The sequence below is a fragment of the Ensifer sp. ENS11 genome, from assembly GCF_014851895.1.
GTDB lineage: Bacteria > Pseudomonadota > Alphaproteobacteria > Rhizobiales > Rhizobiaceae > Ensifer > Ensifer canadensis.
Genome location: NZ_JACVAN010000029.1, coordinates 21468 through 42195, shown reverse-complemented (window position 1 = coordinate 42195; position 20728 = coordinate 21468). Strand labels below are relative to the sequence as shown.

The following is a 20728-nucleotide window of genomic DNA, read 5'->3' as shown; positions in this document are numbered from 1 at the left end:
GTTTCATGACTTTATTAGTCAACATTTATCTTTTAGAACGCCTCCAAACAGAGACGAGCAGCACCAGCATGAGCGACACCCTAGATCGGCAGAACTACAACCTGAGGGATGAAATCAAGGCCTACTGGTCGGAGCGGGCCGCAACCTTCGATCATTCCCCGGGCCACGAGATCTTCTCGGAGGAAGAGCGTGCGGCATGGCATAGGCTGTTTCTCAAGCACCTCGGACCGGGCGGCGGCCGCGCTGCCCTGGATCTCGCAAGCGGAACGGGCGTCATCTCGCATCTGCTCGACGATCTCGGCTTCAAGGTCCAAGGCCTCGACTGGGCCGAACCGATGCTCGAGCGCGCCCGCGAGAAGGCACGCAAGCGCGGTCGCGCCATCCGCTTCGGGCTCGGCGACGCCGAAAACACCATGGAGCCCGATGGCTACTACGATGTGGTCGTTACCCGACATCTGGTGTGGACGCTCGTCGATCCCGCAGCAGCCTTTGTGGAATGGCAGCGCGTCCTGAGGCCCGGCGGTACGCTGCTGATAGTCGACGGGGACTTCGTCAATACAAGTGCGCTCGAACGGCTGTTTTCGAAACTCAGCACCTGGGGTCAGCGCTTGGGGTTCCTCACGGCAGAAGCGCCGAGTGGAACATTGCAAATGATGGCGACCCATCGCAGCATTCTCTCGCGCGTGCACTTCTCCGCCGGTGCGCGGGCCGATGACGTCGCCAACCTGCTTGGCAAGGCCGGCTTCGTCGACATAGAGCTTGACAGGGACCTCCGCGAGATCCATCGCACGCAGGCTAGGAACTGGAATTTCTTCAAGGGCCTGGCCAGACAATGCCAGCATCGTTATGCAATCTGCGCGAGGAAGCGGTAAGGCCGCACATGGCCCCAACCTCCGGGCGGCCCGTCGCACTGACTCAGTGCTATCTCAGATTCGAGAGTAGTGACGCCCGACTGGGACAGTTAGTTGCAGCTGGCTTTCCGCACTGCGCAAGGGTGGATGCGCTGGCGAAACTCTCCAAGCCCGTGCGGCTGCCGGAAAGCGAGGCCCGGCAGACGACAACTCCGCCATAGAACGGAGCGGGCAATCGAATCGCCGTGCTAAACTGGCTCGCGCATTTACAATGAACGACCGCTGTGGATCGAAAGCCACAGCTTGCGCGCCGCGCGATGAATGTCGAGAATCGGCCCATCTCGCTCCTCCCATCGTTCGAAACGAACGGCAGACTTCCAACCTTTTGCGGCCTCCGGGAGGAGTTTCCGGATTGGCGATTCCGCAGCATGCCGCGCGACGATTTCCGTTCTTCTTACATCGACCGGAGAACCGATGGCGGCGCGGCGTGCAACCTCTCTCCGAACGGCGTCACGCGATCATGATCGTGAAGCACCAGGCCACGGATAAAGCGATCCCCGACGGCTTCCTGCAGTTAGCAGGGAAATGACTGCCATGCGTCCAGCAAGGGAATCTGCAATAGCTGGCACCGACGCGAGGTTAGCAGATCCAGTCAGCAGGAACCGGCCGGGTTCTTCGTCACGATCAAGGATATCCCGTCTGATTTAAAGCAAGACGTCGACTAATTTAAATTCCTAACCATCTGCACCGGACCAGGCGGGCATCCTATGCGCCTGCGTCGGCGACATCATGACCTCAGCCGGGTCAGCAGGTCGATCCCCACCGAACCTTGAGGTGAAGCACCACCGTTTCAGGCTGCACTTCGTCCGCCTGGTCACGCTCGATCAAGCGGACGACGTGGTCGATGAACGTGGTGCCGTCGAGCGCCATCGTGGTCAGGTCATGGCACTCCCAGGAGGCCATGGCGATGCCGTCTTGGCCGATGATCGCGATATCTTCCGGCACGCGCTTGCCCAGTACTCGCGTCGCGGCGTCCCTGACCCCGATTGCCATCACGTCATTTCCGCAGACGACTGCATCTACTTTGGAGCGGCGGAGCAAGACCACCGCTTCCTTGAAGCCGGAGTCGTAACCGTAGTCTCCGTGGCCTTCCGCCACGAAGGCGAGACCATGCTTGCCAAGGGCGTCCGCAAACCAGGCCTTACGCTGTTTGTCGATCCAGCTGGATGTTCTTCCGGTAAGGTAGGCGAAGTGGCTCTTTCCGGCCGCCACCGCCTTGTCGACCACTTCCTCCGCCGCGCGCGCGCCATCGAATCTGACGAGCGAGGCGTTGTTGTCGGCGAGAGGCTCGTTCGAAACGATGATCGGACGGGCCGACCGAAAAATCTGGATGGCGTCGTCAAAAGAGACCATGTCCGAAAACACAACGACATGGTCCACCTGATAAGCCGAGGCCATCCGCATCAATCGCGCCCGGTCGTCGTAGCCTGCGCAGCAGAGGATGATCGGAAGCAGCTCCTTCTCCTGGAGCCGGTGCACCAAATATTGGAGCTGCTCGGCCTCCGCCGGATTTTCAATGGAATTGACGACCAGCGCCACCAGGCGCGACCGCTGGCTGTTCAACGAGCGAGCGAGAGCGTTGGGCTGGTAATCGTGTTCCTGAGCGATCGACAGGATACGATTTCGCGTCGCCGCGCTGATACGCGCGTCCGATGAAAACGCACGGGAGATCGTCGCCGACGAGACGCCGGCAAGTTTCGCAAGCTGCTTGGAAGTGATGCGTTTGTTCATCGCAGTCCTGGTGAGGCTTTCCTAGCCAATATCGGCGATCCGGATGGATTCGCCATTACGGGCCGCGGAAGCCTTGATAGCATCCCACAGCCGGGCAAAGCGAAGACCATTTTCCACCGTGGACGGATTTTCTTCCAGTCCCGCGCGGACGGCAAGGAAGGACTTCAGCGGGTTCTCCTGGTGAGCTGCTTCGGCGACTTCGCGCACCACGGGTTTCCCGTCGATTTCGATTTCACGCCAAGCGCCCCAGGCGTCAATGCGCACAATTCCCTTCGAATAGAAGAGGGTCATATGTGACGCGCATCCCTTTGGGCCTTCCCCAGCAGCGTTGAACGTGACCAGGGCACCGTTTTCCAACCGGGCCGCAACGGCGCAGGTGATGTCGACCGGCTTTCCATAATTGTTCATATAGGCAGAGACGCGCTCGAATTCCGAGCCAACCAGGAGGCAGACCGTGTTCATCATGTGAGCGCCGGTGTCGAACATGAAGCCGCCGCCCGACAACTCGGGCATCTGTTTCCAATGGCCCTCATAGTTCGAACGCCAGCTCTCCCATATCGACGCCGACACGCTGACCAATTCGCCAAACTCTCCCGCGGATGCACGTTTATGTGTGTCGCGGACGAGGGGTGAGAGCGCCCCATTGAAGGCGATGACCAGGGTGTTGTTGGTTCGGGAGCGCGCGTCGATCAAGGCCTTCGCTTCGGCGACCGTGGTCACCATCGGCTTTTCCAGAAATAGATCGAGGCGCGCCTCGATGACGGCGAGCGCTTGCTCGCCATGGGAAGAGTGAGGCGTGGATATGTAGACCGCGTCAAGATCGTCCCGGCACTTTGCGAGCATCTCCCGAAAGTCCTCAAATTCGCGCGGCGGGCTCTGTCCGGCTTTCACACAGATGTCTCTCAGGCGGGCACGGGATGCAGCGCTGACATCTGCGGCGGCGACGAATTCCACTTCGGGCATGCGCGCCCAGCTCTGCGCGTAGTCAGCGGCCTTCAGGCCGGCGCCGATGACCCCTAGTCGAACTTTGTTTCGCACGGCTTCCTCCATTTGTGCAAACGGTTACACAACTCGAACTACCACGATCTCAGCCGAAATCACAATAGAAATCGCAATAATGGCGACAAAATGTGATGCGTAATCGATGGGCTTGATTATGATGCGGAACCGTGTACATTTTTCATCAACGATCGAGGAGGTCGTTTAGGAGACTCTAGGGAGGAGCACATGCTGAGAAAATTTCTCTTGGCGGGCATCAGCGTTGCCGCGCTTGCCATGTCGGCCACCACATCGCTTGGCGAAACGATCCGCATCGCCGAACATCGGCAGGCGCGCATTGACGCGCTGAAGACCGTCGTACCGGAAATCGAGAAGAAGCTCGATGTCGAGATAGAGATCGTCGAGTATCCAGCCCCTGAAAAAGACTACATGACCAAGCTGTTGACTGAGCTCGGTGCCGGGAACGCTCCTGATCTGTTCACCGCGCCCCGCGGCCAGGATGTCGCCGACATGGCCGCCGCAGGCTACATCGCCCCTATTACAGACGAAGTGAAGGCTTGGGACGGCTTTGACGCCCTGTTTGATGTCTCCAAGAAGCTGGTCACCGACAAGGATGGTCAAATCCACGTCCTGCCTGCCATGCTCAATGTCCAGCAGCTCTATTTCCGCCGCGACATCCTGGATAAGGCAGGCATCTCGACCGAGCAGCCGAAGACCTGGCAGGAACTGCTCGATCGCGCCAAGGAGATCAAGGCGAAGACCGGCGCATATGGTCTTTTGTTTCCGGCGGGTCTCACTTGGGGCGGCGGCGCGTTCGGCGAAGGCTTCCAGTATCTGGTGGTCGGCAGTTCGACCCCGGAAATTGCCACCGACGACGGCACACTCAATCTCACAAGCGAAGGCATCAAGGACGTCATGGGCTTCTATGCCGAACTCGTCAACAACGACCTGACACCCGTCCAGCCGCTCCTCGGACCCGAGCCGTGGGTCGTTCCCAAGTACGAGATGTTCCCGGCTGGCAAGCTCGCGGCCACGACCTGCGGTTCATGGTGCTATATCTACGACTGGGGTCCGGAGAGCAAAAACCCGATCCCCGACGTCGCCAATGCGGTCGGCACCTGGTTGATGCCGGGCAAGGACGGCGGCGAGCACGTCATCGTCGACATCGACAGTGCCTGGGCCGTGAACTCACAGGCGTCGGACGTCGAGATGGCCAAGAAGGTCCTTCTGGAAATCGGCTCGGTCAAGGCCGATGTCGCCTATGCCGCTCGGATCGGCAACATCCCCGGCCGCCGAGACGCCGGCGATGACCCGGAGTTCAAGAAGCTCTCGGCACTCGTTCCTGTGCACGCCGGGGTTGAAAATGGCACGTTCATCAAGACCGCGCCGGGCTTCTCGGCCGTCTCCGAAGGGGTAGCGCGGGCCACGGATGCCTTGCTTCGCAAGGAGACCGATGCCGCTGGCGCGCAGAAAATCCTGGTCGACTACGTCAAGGAAACTCTCGGTGAGGAAATGGTGAAGTAACCAGCCTCCCCCGTTCTGCCCATATTGGAGGCGCGACATCGCTCGCGTCTCCAGTTCCCAATGGAAACGGATTATCTCCATGGCTGCCATGAGCATGCACGAGAAGCGCCTCAAGAGGCAGCTGCTCATCATCCTTTTGCCGTCGATCCTGCTGCTGCTGGCATTCGTGATCTATCCGGCGCTCTATTCGGTGTATCTGAGCTTCACCAACGAGGCACTGACGGGTCCCGGCGCGATGAACCCGCGGTTCGTCGGCTTCCGCAACTACGTGCGCCTCTTCAATGACGCGAAGTTCTGGAACTCCCTCCTTGTCACGTTCCTGTTCGTCCTCGGCTCGGCGATCATCGGCCAGTTCGTTCTTGGTCTTGTCTCCGCGATCGCGCTACGCAGGCCCGTGCAGTTCCACAAGACGTTCTCGTCAATGATCCTCTTGCCGAACGCGGCTCCGGAAGTGGTCGCAGGCTTCATGTGGATTTCCATGCTGGCGGGAGGGGAGCGCTCCACTCTCAGCCGTATCGTCATGTTCCTTGGGATTGAACCGTCGGACTGGCTGAACACGTTCCCGCTCGCCATGATCATTATCGTCAACACCTGGCGCGGCATCGCCACTGCCATGATCCTGCTCACTGCAGGCCTCAGCACGATACCCAACGAGATTTACGAGGCCGCGCGCATGGACGGCGCGACGCCTTCCCAGATGTTCCGGCGGATCACGTTGCCGCTGATGATGCCGACAATCATGCTCTACATGCTGATTTCCGCTGTCTCTACCATCGCCGTGTTCGGCCTGGTCTACGCCCTGACCCGTGGTGGCCCCGGCGGCGCGACCGAACTCGTCAGCATCTACATCTACAACCAGTCGTTCACTGCCTTCCAGCTTGGCTACGGCGCTGCGGTGGCGGTGGTCGTGCTCCTCATTTCCGTGGTGATCGGCGTGGCCTATGTGAAATCCGTGAAGGTAGAGGTCTGACATGGCTGCCGTTTCTCCATCCGAGAGCGCAAACAAGGTCCGGTCAGACCTGCTCGCCTACGCATCGCTGTCGATCATCTCGATCTTTTGCGTCGTGCCGTTCTTCTGGGTTCTGCTCGCATCTTTCGACGGAAACGCGCAGCTGTTTCTCCAATGGCCGAAGGAATGGACGGTCAGCAACTACACCAAGGTCTTCGTCCAAGAAGATGGTGCCCGCTGGCTCTTCAACTCGCTGTTCATCGTGGGCTCCGCGACCATCCTGGTGATGGTTCTCGCGGGGCTCGGGGGCTACGCGCTTTCACGGACTCGCGCCTGGTGGAAGCTACCGTTCCTCTATGCGATCCTGCTCATCCGTGTTCTGCCACCCACGGCTTTGGTGGTCCCACTCTACAAGGTGCTGCTCGCCTTGAACAACGGCGAGCGGGCTTTGCTCCGACCGATCTTTGGAAGCTACACGCGCGACATCATGCAGTGGATCGGGTTCATTGACGGCTATCTCGGGCTGATCCTCGTGCTCGCCACCATGCAGTTGCCGCTCGCACTTTGGATCATGAAGACTTTCTTTGACGGCCTTCCGCGTGACTACGAGGAGGCTGCTCTCATGGACGGTGCGACAATGACCCAACGCATCCGCAGGGTGCTGATCCCGCTCGCCTTGCCGGGTCTGGCGGCCGCAGGACTGTTCTCCTTCATGTCAGCCTGGGGTGACTTCTTGATGCCGCTGATCTTCCTGTCTTCGCCAGAGCTGCAACCTTTGCCGCTCGGCCTGTTCCGCGCCTTCATGCGCATCAACCAGGTGGACTACGGATTGCTGGCCGCGCTGGCCTTCATCTACCTGCTGCCTGCCGTCGTCGCCTTCGGTTTCGCCCGGAAATTCCTCGTCCAGACCTTCGCCGGCGGCGTCAAGGGCTGACGCGTCAGGGACAGGCAAAGTGAGAGTTCGAAAATGATCACACTGAGAAACGTACGCAAATACTATGGTGCACTGGAAGTCATCAAAGGGGTGGATATCACTGTCGAGGATGGCGAGTTCGCTGTTTTCGTCGGCCCGTCCGGATGTGGTAAGTCGACGCTCTTGCGCATGATTGCAGGGCTGGAAGGGATCGACGACGGCGACCTGATCCTGAATGGCCAGCGCATCAATGACGTGCCGCCGGACAAGCGCGGAATTGCGATGGTCTTCCAATCCTACGCGCTCTATCCCCACATGACGGTGGCCGAGAATATCGGTTTCTCGCTGAGCCTGAAAAAAGTGCCGGATGCCGTAATCCGCAAGCAGGTTGGAGACGTGGCCGAAATCCTCCAGCTCACGGACTATCTCGATCGTCGGCCGGCCGCCCTGTCTGGCGGTCAGCGTCAACGCGTGGCCATCGGTCGGGCGATCATCAAGAAGCCGTCGCTGATCCTGTTCGACGAACCGCTCTCCAACCTCGATTCCGCGCTGCGTGTTCAGATGCGCGCCGAACTGCAGCGGCTGCATCGGGAACTCAAGGCCACGGCGGTCTACGTCACCCACGACCAGGTAGAGGCCATGACCATGGCGGACCGGATCGTCGTCCTGAACAAGGGCGTCGTCGCCCAACAGGGTGCACCGATGTCCCTCTACCACCAGCCCGACAACGAATTCGTCGCAACCTTCATCGGCTCGCCGAAGATGAACATCATCCCGACGAAAGCTACGCGTGGGGCAAGTGGAACTGTTCATCTGGAAAGCCCGCTCGGCCTGACGCTGGATCTGCCGGACGCGGGCATGAGCGCACCCCAGGGAGATGTGCGAATGGGCATCAGGCCCGAGCATCTCAAGATCGCGCCAGAAGGCCAAGGGCGGTTCTCGCTTGAGGTTGCCATCGTCGAGCGGCTCGGTGTCGAAACCTATCTGACGGTCGGCCCGCCCGATCTGCCGCTGATCGTGCGCGCCGAAGGGGACATGTCCATTCGGCCCGGCGACCGCGTATCGCTGACAGCGGACCCGAGCGCCTGCCGTCTATTCGATCAATCTGGACAAGCCGTCCGCTTGGCCAATGTTTAATGACAACGAGGACTGAAATGACGATCAAGGTCACCATCTGGAACGAAGGACGCCACGAACAAACCGACGAAGTCGTCCAGCAAATTTACCCCGACCGCATGGACGGTGCTATCGCCAAGGGTATAGCCCATCCGGACTTCGAAATCCGTCGCACTACGCTGGACGACCCCGAAGAAGGCCTGCCGGACAGGCTACTGAATGACACCGACGTTTTGCTCTGGTGGGGGCACGTCGCCCACGAAGAAGTCAGCGACGGCCTGATCGACCGCATTCAACAGCGCGTCCTTATGGGCATGGGTCTGTTGATCCTTCACTCGGGCCATCACTCGAAGCTCTTTCGCAGGCTGATGGGAACGAACGCCAACCTTTCGTGGCGGGAGCTTCCTGAAGGCGATCTCGAACGAGTGTGGGTCATCAATCCGTCTCATCCGATCGCCGAAGGCTTGCCGCCGTATTTCGAGGTTGAGGCCTCCGAGATGTATGGAGAACCTTTCGATATTCCGACACCTGACGAGTTGATCTTCATATCCTGGTATTCCGGCGGCGAGGTCTTCCGCAGCGGATGCACCTTCCAGCGCGGTCGCGGCCGCATCTTCTACTTCAGCCCAGGCCACGAGACCTATCCGGTCTACCACAACCCGCATGTTCACAAGGTCATCGCCAATGGCGTCCGCTGGGCTGACCAGAAGCACACCAGTGGCCGGATATTGGAGAACTGGCACCGCAAAGAGCCGCTGCACGAAAAGACCGCTCCCAAAGCTTGAGTCCTCCCGAGAGGGGGCTGGGGCAACTTCTCCCGCTCCGGCCCCCAAGTCGATCAAGTCTCCATCGCCGATTGAACCCATAGCGGCGGCGATCCCGAACGGGTACTCACCGAATGTTTGGCCTTTTGCCTGTGTGATTTCGCAGTGGCAACTGGCGGCATACCGGATCACCCCGTACGGCTTTTGTCGTGACGCAGTGTTCCGTCCATCAAGAAGCATGGGGCGTCGCCGGTGTGATCATAAACGCTCCACCTGATCAATTGGGTACCCTATCCGGAAGACTACTGTTGCAAGCGTATTTTCGTGGTCAGGGTCGTCATGCCGTGAACATCCTCGCAACAGGCCGTGCACGGGGGGCTCGTGAAGAACGGCTCCCTTCGCCCCAATCCTGATCTTCCCACTTCGCCAAAGAAAATCAGGAAAGAGTGTGGAAACTTGTCGTATGGCGCGCCCGTCGGAACGGCGTGATTGCGGCAAGGAGGGCGTCGCCCCGCCTATGCGCAGTCACAGCGAGGCTCACTTCCACCGGTGCAGCAACCTTGCCGTGCTCAGCAATGATCGCTAAAGCGTCGGACTGCGCTAAGCAGTCAAGGAGGACACTATGGCAACTGGCACGGTAAAATTCTTCGCCCAAGACAAAGGTTTTGGTTTCATCACTCCGGACAATGGCGGTCCTGATGTGTTCGTTCATATCTCGGCCGTCGGCTTCGGTGGCTCGCTCCAGGATGGCCAGAAGGTCAGCTACGAGTTAGGGCAGGACCGCAAGACCGGAAAGTCCAAAGCCGAGAACGTCAGCGTTCTCTAAGTTGGATTACTCGGCCCGTTCCTGTTAGGCGGGCCGAGAACGATCCGTGGAGAAACGATTTAAGACCACCTCTGTGAAAAAAGGAAGTCCAGCATTTCAGGGTGACGACGAGGCGTAGTCGGTGCGACTAGCTTTCTCATTTCCCCTCGCCACAACATTAGTTGCCGCTTTCATAGACCAACGTTCGTCTGCTCGAACGATCTAACGTGAGAGGAGGACCAGGCCCCACGCCTGGTCAGCCCATGCACTAAGATTGCGGGAAGCCGAATTGCAGCGCCGACATTTTTACCATCGTGTCGCCATCTCGCGTGTCATATGCGCCGGTCTCAAAGACCGAGAACGATCGCTCCGCCCGTCAGCCCTGCTCCGGCTGCGGTCAACAGCAGCCTTTCTCCCGAAGTGAACGGTTTTTCCTGATGCGCAATCGACAGGGAAAGCGCGATGGTCGCGGCGGAAGAGTTCCCATAGTCGTCGATCGTTCGCACTGTTCTCTGCGGGTCGATGCCCAGATTGTCGCAGACGGCATCGAAAATACGCGCGTTCGCTTGATGTGGCACAAAGCGGCCGACATCCACGGCCCCAAGGCCGGCTTGCGCGAGCGCCCGGCTGCCGCAAGATGTCATCATCGCGACTGCCTGCGTAAACATCTCGCGCCCGTCGCGCATCGTCATCAGGAAATCTTCCGTCGCCATGCCCGGCGCGAAGGGTCGGTTGCTGCCGCCGGCCGCGATCGAGATCAGATCGTAGCAGCTACCGTCGGAGGCGAGATCGACCCCGAGGATGCCTTTTTCGGGGTCATCAGAGGGCGCAAGTACGATCGCGCCGGCCGCATCAGCAAAGAGCACGGCACTCGCCCTTTCCGCCGGGTTGATGCGGCGACTGAGGATATTGGCGGCGACGACGAGCACCGGTTTTCCCTGCGCACGAACAAAGCCATCGGCGAGCGTCAGTGCGTAAAGGAAGCCCGAGCAGGCACCGGCAAGGTCGAGTGCGCCGGAATTGCGGAGCCCGAGCCGATACGCTAGCAGTGGCGCCGAAGGTGGCAGCAAGTGATCCGGCGTCGAGGTCGCGAGCAAGGTCAGGGCTATGTCGCCCCGAGCTACGGCCGCATCATCGAGGGCAGCCTCGCCCGCTTGCGCTGCAAGACCTGTCAGCGTATCCCCCTCCTCGACCCAGTGTCGCGCCCGAATGCCCGTCCGGCGCGCGATCCAACCCGGTTCCAGCCCGAGTTTCATTTCAATCTCGGCATTTTCGACGCGCCGCGTCGGCACGGCATGGCCGAAACCGGCAAGTCGGGAGGAGCGGATGGCGATCATAGTTTCCCCGCCGCAAAGACCGATGCCGCCTCATCGATCGCGTCGTATGCCCGATCGAGATCGCCATCCGTCACGCAATAGGGCGGCATCAGATAAATGACATTGCCGAGCGGGCGGATCAGCAGTTTACGCTCGCGGAAGAAGGCCCTCAGCCTTGGACCGGCATCCGACAGATAGCCGCCCGCCGGCACATCGAGATCGAGCGCGGCGATGGTGCCCGCCTGGCGGACATTGCGGAACCGGGGATCGGCGGCAAAGCGTGCCAATCGTTGCCGGTGTTTCTCCGAAAGCGCGCCAGTACGCTCGCGCACCGGCTCCGTCTTCCAGATCGCCAGGTTGGCGACCGCCGCCGCGCAGGCGATCGGGTTAGCCGTATAGGAGCTCGAATGGAAGAACGTCTTGCGGCGGTCCGTAGAAAGATGGGCGTTGAAGATTTCAGCCGTGCAAAGGGTCGCTGCCAGCGGCAGTGCGCCACCGGTCAATCCTTTCGACGTGCAGAGGATATCAGGTACTATTCCCGCCTGCTCGCAGGCAAAGAGGGTGCCCGCCCGCCCCCATCCGGTCATCACCTCGTCGGCGATCAGCAGGCTGCCATGGCGTTCGGCGATCCGCTTCAGTTCGGCGAGAACACCAGCCGGGTACATTTTCATTCCGCCGGCGCCGAGAACCAGCGGCTCGATCAGCAACGCCGCCACGTGACCGGAGACGCAGCACGCCTCGAACGCGTCGAGTGTCTCCTGTTCGCGGCCGGCTTGCGGAAATGGTAGCCGGTCGACGGCAAAGAGAAGCGGCCGATAGGCTGCGTTGAAGACGCCACGCTCTCCAGCCGACATCGTGCCGATCGTGTCGCCGTGGTACCCGTGTTCCATGACGCAGATGCGGCCGCGTGGCGCTGCGGCATTGTGGAAATAGCCAAGCGCCATTTTCAGCGCGACCTCCACTGCGGTCGAACCGCTGTCGGAGTAGAACACATGCTCAAGCCCAGACGGCGCGATTTCGATCAGGCCCTTCGCAAGTTCCTCCGCCGGCTCATGGGTATATTCGGCAAAGATGACCTGATCATAGGTTTCCGAGGCGCCGCGGATTGCCTCCATGATCGCTGGGTGCCGGTGCCCGTGGGTGATGACCCACCAGGACGAAATTGCGTCGATGATCCGCGAACCGTCCTCATCGATGAGATAGGCACCGTCCGTCTTTGCGATGCGCTTCATCGCCGGCTCCAGCGCGTGCTGGGTGAAGGGGTGCCAGACCGGGGAGCGTTTCATGCCAGCGCCTCACGAAAACAATTGATATCGAAACGGTCGCAGAACGCCTGCCTCAGACCGTCGGGCGTCAGCGGATCGAGCCGCGGCAACCGGCCGAGCGAGCGGACCTGTCCCAACTCGACAATGATGTTCTCGGTGTCAGCCTGTGCGTCGCCGACGAAGGCGACACCAAGGATCGGGATCGCGCGGTGACGAAGCGCTTCGAGCGACAGCAGCGTGTGATTGATCGTCCCAAGCCCGGTACGGGCGCACAGGATGACAGGAAACTGCCAGCGCGCGAAGAGATCGGCAAACACCGTCCGTTCCGTCAGCGGCACCAGCAGGCCGCCCGCCCCTTCGATGACGAGCGGGAGATCCACCGCAGGCGGCGAAAGGTTGTCCGGCGAAATCGGGACGCCGTCGATCCTCGCCGACAGATGCGGCGAGACGGGCGTCGTCAGCCTGTAGCCCTCCGGCAAGATGCGGTCAGTCGGAATTCGGCCGAGGCGCCGCACCGTTTCGCTGTCCGTTTCGCCGTCGAGGCCGGATTGCACCGGCTTCCAGTAGCAGCCTGCAAGCGCATCGGTGAGTGCTGTGGCAAACACGGTTTTGCCGATACCGGTATCTGTGCCGGTAACCACGAAGCGGGGCGTCATGACTGCTCCTCCGCGATCGCGATCTTGAGCCGCTCAAGCATCGACAAAATCGTCGGCCTGTCGACGTTCAGAGTAATGGCAAGCCGCAGGCGCGCCGTACCTTCGGGAACGCTCGGTGGCCGGATCGCACGAATATCAAAACCTTCCGCGCGCATGCGCGCCGCGATCCTGACCGCACGACCATTGTCGCCGATCATCACCGGCAAGATCTGCGATCCACTCCCCGCAACACCGAGCGTTGCGGCAAGCGCCTCATTGGCAAAGGCGCGCAGCTCTGCGAAATCCGCCCGGCGCTGCGGTTCGTCCGCCAGCATTCTCAGTGCCTCACGAACGGCGACGGCCATAAGCGGCGACGGCGCAGTCGAGTAGATGAAGCGGCGCGCACGGTTGACGAGATAGTCGCAAAGCACTCCGTTCGCGCCGAGCAGGGCGCCGGAAGATCCGAGCGCCTTGCCGCAGGTATGCAGCACGACGACGTTCTCCCGGCCCTCAAGCTCCGCCGAGAAACCGCGGCCGCCGCGACCGAAAACACCGGTTGCGTGCGCCTCATCGATCACGAGAAAACCGTCATGGCGGTCCGCGAGTTCGGCGAGTTCCACGAGCGGCGCCCGGTCGCCGTCCATCGAATAGAGGCTTTCGACCGCTATCCACGGATGCCCCGTTCCGCCGGCACTGCGCCAGTGCCGCAGTGCGTTCGCGAAGGCATCGACGTCGTTGTGGGTGACGGCCACCGCCTGCGCCTTGCTCGCCGCAATGCCCTCGTGGGCGCTCGCATGGATCAACGCGTCGTGAATGATGATGTCGTCGCGCCGCGGCAAGGTGGAAAACAGCGCGGCATTGGCGGCATAGCCGCTGCCGAAATAGAGCACCCGCTCTGTCCGGAAGAATTCGGCCGCTTCGGCCTCCAGCGCCTCGTGCTCCACATGGTTGCCGCGCAGCAGCCGCGATCCGCCGGCCCCGACTGGCACACCGCAGTCAATCGCGGCAGCAACGGCAGCCTTCAGGCGCGGCGAATTGGCAAGCGCCAGATAGTCGTTTGAGGTGAAATCGACGCCGGCCTGGGGCACGAGCCGCCGCCGCCGCCCCTTGCGCTCGAGCCCCGCCAGCATGCTGTCGTAGCGGCCGAGGGCCTCCGGGTTCATTCGGCCGGCTCCAGTTCCATCGGTTTCAATCCAAGCCGGCGGAAAAGCGCCGCATCGTGATCCTCACCGGGGTTGCCGGCGGTCAAAAGTGTCTCGCCGACGAAGATCGAATTGGCGCCTGCGAAGAAACAGAGTGCCTGCATTTCGTCGGTCATCTCGGTCCGGCCAGCCGACAGACGCACAAGAGACCGCGGCATCAGGATGCGGGCGAGCGCGATCGTGCGGACGAAGTCGATCGGATCGACCGGGGCCGCGTCGGCCAATTTCGACCCAGGAATCGGAATGAGCATGTTGATCGGCACGCTTTCGGGTGGCGACGGAAGATTGGCGAGCGTCACCAGCATGGAGATGCGATCGTTTGCTGTCTCACCCATCCCCAATATGCCGCCGGCGCAGACCTTGATGCCTGCCTCGCGCACATTAGTGAGCGTTTCGAGACGATCGGCAAAGGTTCGGGTGGTGATGATCTCGCTGTAGAAGCGTTCGGACGTATCGACATTGTGATTGTAGTAGTCGAGGCCAGCATCGGCGAGTGACGCCGTCTGCGCGGGCGACAGCATGCCGAGCGTCATGCAGGTCTCCATGCCAAGCGCTTTGACGCCGCGCACCATCGCGACGATCGCCTCCATGTCGCGATCCTTCGGGCTGCGCCAGGCAGCGCCCATGCAATAGCGCGTCGCGCCACCCTCCTTCGCCTTGCTGGCCTCGGCGATGACCCTTTCGACTTCCATCAATTTCGAGGCCTTGAGCCCGGTCGGGTAGTGCGACGATTGGTTGCAATAGCCGCAATCCTCCGCGCATCCGCCGGTCTTGATCGACAGCAGACGGCTCATTTGCACGGAATTTGGATCGAAATGCGCGCGATGGACCGAGTGCGCGCGAAAGAGAAGGTCATTGAAAGGAAGATTATAGATTTTTCTCGCTTTAGCAGATTTTGAACCGTCCTCTTGGGTCGCGGAATTGGCCGAAATTTGCTCGTTTGGTCCGCCTGCATTCAGCATAACCTAGTTGCCCTCGTTGTTTACGCCGGAATTATCGATAGAATCTAATTTTATCTATAATTCTTTGTTGAGCACGGAGTCGCAACCGACTAAACGGCGAGACGGCAGGAGAATTCAACCATGGCGAGTTCAGGAAGAGGTTGTGTGGCCGTCGCGGTCGTTCAACCGGAGCCCAAAAAGCCTTAAAAACCGCGTACCAAGCGCCGGCCGTCAGCCGACGATGGCAAAGGCATCCCGCGTGGAGCCGGAGACGTTCTTGACCGGTTTCTGGCCTGTCCACTGGACATGGCGCTCCAGGACTACGGCTGCGTTTTCGATCTCGCCCTGCCGAAGGAAGGTGAGAATTGCTCGGTGGTCATGGTCCGTCCGTACCTCCCATTCCGACCGCCAGGTCGCGAACAGGAAGCGGGCGCTGACAGCATGCAAATCGTCGATCACGGCAAGCAGACGTGGCATACCGCACGGCGTCAGTAGCAGCCGGTGAAAGCGCCGGTTCGCCCCCTCCCAGGAGCGCACATCCCGGGAATTGTCCGCGGCGACCGTCGCCTCTTCAGCTAGATCGAGGATCGCGGGCGTCAGGTGCGGAGCCGCATGACGCAGCGCCAGAACTTCGAGCGCGGCGCGCATTTGTGCGACCTCTCGAAGCTCCTTGAGATCGAATGAAGCGACACGCACCCCACGACGCGGTTCGCTAATGGCGAGACCCTGCGCTTCCAACCTGCGGAAGGCCTCGCGCACGGGCACGTGGCTCGCCCCAAATTCCTCAGCGATATGGTCCTGCCGGAGTTTCGTGCCTGGCTCCAATTGGCCGGTCACGATCCGGTCGGCAAGAATGCGGCTGATGCGGCTGGCAACTGTATCGTCATTGATCGCGGTCATTTTTTATAGATAATTTGCGGCAGCCTTGTTGTCGAGCCAGTTCAAGGAATGTGAAATGGAGGAAAAAACAAATGCCCGAGGACGCGCGACCGCGAAAAGTGAACGCCGAATATGCGATTGAGTACCTCCAGGAGCATCCGGAAGCCGGGCTTTGCTGCGAGGGTCGGCGCTGGTGGATTACGCCGAACGCAAACGAAACCGATCAGATCGCCCTGACTCTTGATGCGGTTGAGGCTGAGCGGCTCAAGGATGATCCTCGCCTGCGGCTCGTGTCCGGAATCGCTCATGCGGGCCGGTCGCTCTGGGCCGTTCGAAGAATGACATAGTTGTGCGCCCCATGCTCTAGCGTCTCCGAGCTTGCGTGGAACTTAAGCCTGGCACCATCGCGGACATCCGTTCGGCCCTGGAAAAGGCTGGGATAAGCAGATTCTACCGCCCGTCCCTCGCCTGCCTCACCACTCGGTTCACTCGCTTTCGCGAAATCGCGCTTCGCTCGATATGTCGAGGTCGGCCCAACGTACAGATTGCGTTTGGGTCCGCTATTGGAAACCATCTGACTTGCGAATTGCCTCCGCGGCTCGGTCTATACCGTCGTCTGACAAGAACGGCGCCTGAGCCAAGAACCTCAGTGTTTTTGAGTAGCTTTCCACTGTGTTTGTCCAAATCGCCATGGCTGGCTTTATTTCGCACAATCGCTATTATTAATTTGGTCAAATTTCTCAAGCGCGCGAGCAACCATTTGGGCTTCCGCAAGGGAAGGAGTGACGCCATGCGGCCGGATGCTTGATGGATCAGGCCGACTAGGAGAGCGACATGGCGTTCTTTGCTAAGGAACAGTTGATCGCTGCGGCGGGCGCCCTCGCCTTCTGCCTTCTCACGTGCGTTGCTGAGGCGGCCTCATGCGGCAAAAGCGCTGCCGGGTTTCAACAGTGGAAAGTGGAGTTTGCGGAGACGGCAAAGGCCGCCGGCATCAGGGGGAAGGGTCTTGCAGCGCTTCTCGGAGCGAAATACGCCGTAGGGACCATCCGGGCCGACCGCTCCGTCAACAAGGCTTTCAGCGGCTCGGTCGACGACTTTATGAGACGACGTGGTGGGTCCGCGATTATTTCCAAGGGCCAATCGCTCAAGACGGCGAACGCAGCACTCTTCGGCAACATCGAGCGTAAGTACGGCGTGCCCGCCGGGGTGTTGCTCGCCATCTGGGGTATGGAGACCGGCTTCGGCGCCTCCATGGGTAACCAGAACACTGTGTCGGCAATCGTCACGCTCGCCTACGATTGCCGCCGTCCACAATTCTTCGCGCCGCATGCGATCGCGGCGCTCAAGCTGGTCGACAGCGGCGTGCTGAGCGCCCGCTCGGTCGGCGCCATGCACGGCGAGATCGGCCAAACCGGGTTCCTGCCCGGGAATGTCTTGAAGTACGGCGTCGGCAGCAGGAACATGCGCGACACGAGTACTGCCCTGATGTCAACGGCCAACTTCCTCAGGGCGCACGGTTGGCGGGCCGGCGGGGGCTATCAAGGCAACATGGGCGCCATCGCTGGCTGGAACTCCGCGAGTGTCTATCAGCAGGCAATTGCCCGCATCGGCGAGGCGATCGACGGTAGTTAGACAGTTAGGCCGGCATCCAGCTAAAAAAGCCGCCGTGCGACGGCTCAGATTGCTGGTTCCAGCCCACACGTCGTGAGGAGCGCATGCTGCTTTCGGCCACTCACTGGAACGTCAGTGATCGCGCCTCTAGAGGCAGCCTTCGCGCTCTTCAAGACATTCTGCATCACCTGTCGCGCGACGACCTTGAAGTTCGGCGGCGATTTCAGGCGTGACCAATCCCAGTCCTCGGCGGCAAGAGCTCTGATGTCCGCTTTTCGTGTTGGGCGTCCTGGCAGCGAACGGTCGGCCATCGGCCCCCTCGATCCCTGCGCTCCTGCGTTCTCCTAACGGCCAATGTTGGCCGAAGGAGAACTGAAATGGGTATTGCACAATACGATCCTACCGCACTGGGCCGTCCGGTTTGGAACGCTGGCCGAACGGTCGGCGTCAAGAAGCCGCTGAAACAACGCGGGATCTGGGCGATCCGATTCTTCCTCGACCGGGAGGGACGCATGAGAGATCGCGCGTTGTTTGACCTCGCAATCGACAGCAAGCTGCGTGGGTGCGATCTCGTAAACATGAAAATCGGAAGCCTCGTGACAGGAACGGAAATTCGAACCCGAGGCATGGTCGTCCAGCAAAAGACCGGCCGTCCGGTTCGGTTCGAAATCACGGCGGATGTGCGGGCAAGTTTGCTTGCATGGCTGGAACGGCGAGGTGGAACAACCCGCTCGGTTTCCTTCTTCCAATCGCGCTTGTCGGCGCTGAAGCGCCTATCTGGGATCGCGAGGCTCCGTGAAAATCATGCTGTCCAAGCTTCTCCGCATATCTTCCGGTCAACAAATGAGACGGTATCGACGAGTAATCGGATCGCTTGTGGCAACGCTTCCTTACGTCGCCTTTTGAATCAATCAATCACCACTCCCGCAAGAGGCTTAGTAGGTCCAGAGTCTATTTCACCCCGGCAAACCTTCCAGACATTTCCAAGTCGGGATAATAGCCGCTGGGCTTGTCTCCCAGCGTCTTTCCACCGGTCAGGCTCCCCTGGATCTCCGCGCCGAAGAATGAATAGGGAAATGTTGCTGGCGGTGTGCTTACCGTGTTCAGACGTTCTCGCACCTCAGCCGGAATGACGAAGTCCAGCGCGCCCATATTGTCCGTGATCTGCTCCAGCTTCGTTGCACCGAGGATAACGGAGGCCACGCCCGGCTGCGTTATTACCCAGTTCAACGCTATTTGTGCCATGCTGCGCCCGAGTTCGACTGATACCTTTTCAAGCTCAACAACGATCGCCCAGTTGCGCTCGGTGAATTTCTGGAAGCCGGGATTGCTACTCCCCCGCACCGTCTCGAGTCGGCCGACAGCCTGCCCTCTTTCGCCCGGACGATATTTACCGCTCAGCAGTCCGCTGGCCAGCGGACTCCACACCATGATCCCGGCACCATAGCGTGTACCCAAGGGCACAAACTCGTTTTCTATGTTGCGCTCTGCCAGCGAGTATTCCAGCTGAAGCGCCGATATCGGCTCGTAGCCGCGATGCTCAGCTATCGCCTGCGCACGGCTTGCATACCATGCCGGCACATCCGATAGGCCGAAATGGCGCACCTTGCCTGAACGGACGAGGTCGTCCAGCGTCCGCATTACCTCCTCTGGTGGTGTCAAACGGTCCCAGCAGTGCAGGAAGTAGAGGTCGATAAAATCCGTGTTGAGCCGTTTCAGAGAGCCTTCAACGGCACGCAATATGTTCTTGCGTCCGTTACCAGCAGCATTTGGGCTGCTGGCCTCAAGATTCATACTGAATTTGCTGGCGATCACCGCGTCCTCGCGCAAGCCGCGCTCTGCTATGAATTCTCCTAGCCAACTTTCCGCCGTTCCACCAGTATAGGCATCCGCCGTGTCGAAGAAGTTGCCACCGGCGTCGACATAAGCGTCGAACATGGAACGGGCAGTCTCCTTATCCGCCCCCCAGCCCCATTCCGTGCCAAAGGTCATAGTACCCAGGGCGAGCCGGGTGACTTTCAAGCCGCTCTTTCCGAGTGTGTGATAGGTCATGTTCATCGTTTTCTCCAAAAGCCGTGCGGAGAGAGGGCCAGCTTGGCCGGGGCGGCCGGCACCTCCATTTGACCTTTCATGGAATAGCCGTCGGCGACGGGGGCAACTAGACTGTTTAATCTGCATACATCATGCGATATGATTCATGAATGAATCGCGATTTGCTGCCTCATTTGTCAGTAGTGGCCACCGTAGCGAGGCGTGGTGGATTTGCTGCGGCAGCTAGGGAACTCGGCATGAGCGCGTCAGCAGTCAGCCACGCGGTGAGACTTGTCGAGGAACGTTTGGGGCAGCCGCTCTTTGCCCGCACCACGCGAAGCGTCGCGCTCACCGAGGCGGGCCAGAACCTTGTTGACGTCTTGATACCGGCCCTTCGGGACATTGACGAGCGGATCGACCGCATCCGTGCCGTCAATGGGCGGGCAAGTGGACTCTTGAGAATCAACGCTGCCCGCATCTGCCTGCCCCTCGCTGTGACGCCGATCATCACTGCTATGGCCGGGCGGTATCCCGAAGTCGAAATCGAGATATTCTCCGATGAAAGGCTGACCGACATTGTTTCCGAGGGCTTCGATGCCGGAATACGCATTGGCGAGATGATTGCACAGAACATGGTGGCGGTCCGGCTGACACCGCCCTTTCGATCCGTCGTGGTCGCATCGCCGGCCTACATCGGTCGCCGTGGATACCCGAAGAAGCTCACTGACCTTTCGGATCACAACTGCATCGGCTACCGGCTCATGCGCTCGGGCGGCATCTATCAGTGGGAGTTCGCCGAGAACGGCCGCGATGTCTCGGTCGCGGTGCGTGGCCAGTCGATCGTGACCGAGTCCCATTCAGCGATCGAACTGGCGCTGGCCGGTGTTGGTTTGGCTTACGTATTCGAGCCGCTCGTGCAGGTTGACATCGCGGCAGGCAGGCTAGTTCAGGTCCTGACCGATTATGCGATAGAGGAAGCTGGTCTCTTCCTCTATTATCCGCGCCGGGCCGAACTTGCACCGAAGCTCCGAGCATTCATAGAGACAGCCCGCGGTATCGGCCGCAGTCGCGCTGCTCATTAGGTTGTTCATCATCACAGGATCGCGGTCATGCCGCCATCAGTGAATGCAGCGATC

At 60.3% G+C, this 20728-nt stretch carries 20 protein-coding genes; 11 read left to right on the top strand and 9 right to left on the bottom strand.

Translation table 11 applies throughout. From position 1 onward, the window contains the following. Positions 1-68 precede the first annotated feature (68 nt). Positions 69-872 carry a class I SAM-dependent methyltransferase gene (locus IB264_RS31565; protein WP_084815484.1) on the top strand — a complete coding sequence of 268 codons (804 nt, stop codon included), beginning with the start codon at positions 69-71 and terminating at the stop codon, positions 870-872. A gap of 391 nt (positions 873-1263) precedes the next feature. Continuing rightward, the gene (locus IB264_RS31560; RefSeq protein WP_158407885.1) at positions 1264-1440 is read left to right on the top strand and encodes a hypothetical protein; all 177 of its coding nucleotides are present in this window, start codon (positions 1264-1266) and stop codon (positions 1438-1440) included. A 215-nt stretch (positions 1441-1655) separates the two neighbouring features. On the opposite strand, the gene IB264_RS31555 is transcribed toward IB264_RS31560, so the two are convergent. Both IB264_RS31555 and IB264_RS31550 read right to left on the bottom strand, forming a co-directional pair. Next, on the bottom strand, positions 1656-2642 hold the full coding sequence (locus IB264_RS31555) for a LacI family DNA-binding transcriptional regulator (RefSeq protein ID WP_192434985.1): 987 nt from the start codon (positions 2640-2642) through the stop codon (positions 1656-1658). Between the two features lie 21 nt (positions 2643-2663). After that, positions 2664-3680 carry a Gfo/Idh/MocA family protein gene (locus tag IB264_RS31550; RefSeq protein WP_192434983.1) on the bottom strand — a complete coding sequence of 339 codons (1017 nt, stop codon included), beginning with the start codon at positions 3678-3680 and terminating at the stop codon, positions 2664-2666. Positions 3681-3872: 192 nt separating this feature from the next. On the opposite strand from IB264_RS31550, the gene IB264_RS31545 reads away from it, so the two are divergent. The 6 genes from IB264_RS31545 (at position 3873) to IB264_RS31520 (ending at position 9733) form a co-directional block, all read left to right on the top strand. Next, positions 3873-5165 carry an ABC transporter substrate-binding protein gene (locus IB264_RS31545; protein WP_192435050.1) on the top strand — a complete coding sequence of 431 codons (1293 nt, stop codon included), beginning with the start codon at positions 3873-3875 and terminating at the stop codon, positions 5163-5165. Positions 5166-5244: 79 nt separating this feature from the next. Next, positions 5245-6135 (top strand): carbohydrate ABC transporter permease, encoded by an 891-nt coding sequence (locus tag IB264_RS31540; protein WP_084815487.1) that lies wholly within the window; start codon positions 5245-5247, stop codon positions 6133-6135. A gap of 1 nt (position 6136) precedes the next feature. Beyond that, entirely contained in the window at positions 6137-7048 is a 912-nt protein-coding gene (locus IB264_RS31535; protein WP_025430941.1) for a carbohydrate ABC transporter permease, read from the top strand. Positions 7049-7081: 33 nt separating this feature from the next. Next, on the top strand, positions 7082-8164 hold the full coding sequence (locus IB264_RS31530) for an ABC transporter ATP-binding protein (protein ID WP_025430942.1): 1083 nt from the start codon (positions 7082-7084) through the stop codon (positions 8162-8164). A 17-nt stretch (positions 8165-8181) separates the two neighbouring features. Continuing rightward, a complete protein-coding gene (locus IB264_RS31525; RefSeq protein WP_192434981.1) occupies positions 8182-8928 on the top strand; it encodes a ThuA domain-containing protein in 747 nt (248 codons plus the stop codon). A gap of 601 nt (positions 8929-9529) precedes the next feature. Then, positions 9530-9733: a cold-shock protein gene (locus IB264_RS31520; RefSeq protein ID WP_025430944.1), complete on the top strand. Its 204-nt coding sequence runs from the start codon at positions 9530-9532 to the stop codon at positions 9731-9733. 326 nt (positions 9734-10059) lie between these two features. Here the strand turns inward: IB264_RS31520 and IB264_RS31515 are convergent, their stop codons facing one another. The 6 genes from IB264_RS31515 to IB264_RS31490 form a co-directional block, all read right to left on the bottom strand. Beyond that, complete coding sequence (locus IB264_RS31515) at positions 10060-11049, bottom strand: beta-ketoacyl-ACP synthase III (protein ID WP_192434979.1); 990 nt, start codon at positions 11047-11049, stop codon at positions 10060-10062. Then, the gene (locus IB264_RS31510) at positions 11046-12314 is read right to left on the bottom strand and encodes an adenosylmethionine--8-amino-7-oxononanoate transaminase (RefSeq protein ID WP_192434977.1); all 1269 of its coding nucleotides are present in this window, start codon (positions 12312-12314) and stop codon (positions 11046-11048) included. Before IB264_RS31510 ends, IB264_RS31515 begins: the two co-directional genes overlap by 4 nt. Continuing rightward, positions 12311-12949: a dethiobiotin synthase gene (gene bioD, locus IB264_RS31505; RefSeq protein WP_025430947.1), complete on the bottom strand. Its 639-nt coding sequence runs from the start codon at positions 12947-12949 to the stop codon at positions 12311-12313. Before bioD ends, IB264_RS31510 begins: the two co-directional genes overlap by 4 nt. Further along, the gene (locus IB264_RS31500) at positions 12946-14091 is read right to left on the bottom strand and encodes an 8-amino-7-oxononanoate synthase (protein ID WP_192434975.1); all 1146 of its coding nucleotides are present in this window, start codon (positions 14089-14091) and stop codon (positions 12946-12948) included. Before IB264_RS31500 ends, bioD begins: the two co-directional genes overlap by 4 nt. After that, on the bottom strand, positions 14088-15092 hold the full coding sequence (gene bioB / locus IB264_RS31495) for a biotin synthase BioB (protein WP_210335694.1): 1005 nt from the start codon (positions 15090-15092) through the stop codon (positions 14088-14090). The genes IB264_RS31500 and bioB overlap by 4 nt, the downstream gene beginning before the upstream one ends. Positions 15093-15302: 210 nt before the next feature. Next, positions 15303-15971, bottom strand: coding sequence for a GntR family transcriptional regulator (locus tag IB264_RS31490; RefSeq protein ID WP_025430950.1), 669 nt, complete (start codon positions 15969-15971; stop codon positions 15303-15305). Between the two features lie 71 nt (positions 15972-16042). Here IB264_RS31490 and IB264_RS31485 point away from each other — a divergent pair, with 71 nt between their 5' ends. Both IB264_RS31485 and IB264_RS31480 read left to right on the top strand, forming a co-directional pair. Next, positions 16043-16297 carry a hypothetical protein gene (locus IB264_RS31485; protein WP_084815495.1) on the top strand — a complete coding sequence of 85 codons (255 nt, stop codon included), beginning with the start codon at positions 16043-16045 and terminating at the stop codon, positions 16295-16297. Between the two features lie 487 nt (positions 16298-16784). Then, entirely contained in the window at positions 16785-17582 is a 798-nt protein-coding gene (locus tag IB264_RS31480) for a lytic transglycosylase domain-containing protein (RefSeq protein ID WP_025430952.1), read from the top strand. A 930-nt stretch (positions 17583-18512) separates the two neighbouring features. Here IB264_RS31480 and IB264_RS31475 read toward each other — a convergent pair. Then, positions 18513-19619 (bottom strand): aldo/keto reductase, encoded by a 1107-nt coding sequence (locus tag IB264_RS31475; protein ID WP_084815496.1) that lies wholly within the window; start codon positions 19617-19619, stop codon positions 18513-18515. A gap of 143 nt (positions 19620-19762) precedes the next feature. On the opposite strand from IB264_RS31475, the gene IB264_RS31470 reads away from it, so the two are divergent. Next, on the top strand, positions 19763-20674 hold the full coding sequence (locus tag IB264_RS31470) for a LysR substrate-binding domain-containing protein (protein ID WP_192434973.1): 912 nt from the start codon (positions 19763-19765) through the stop codon (positions 20672-20674). The last annotated feature ends 54 nt before the right edge of the window (positions 20675-20728 follow it).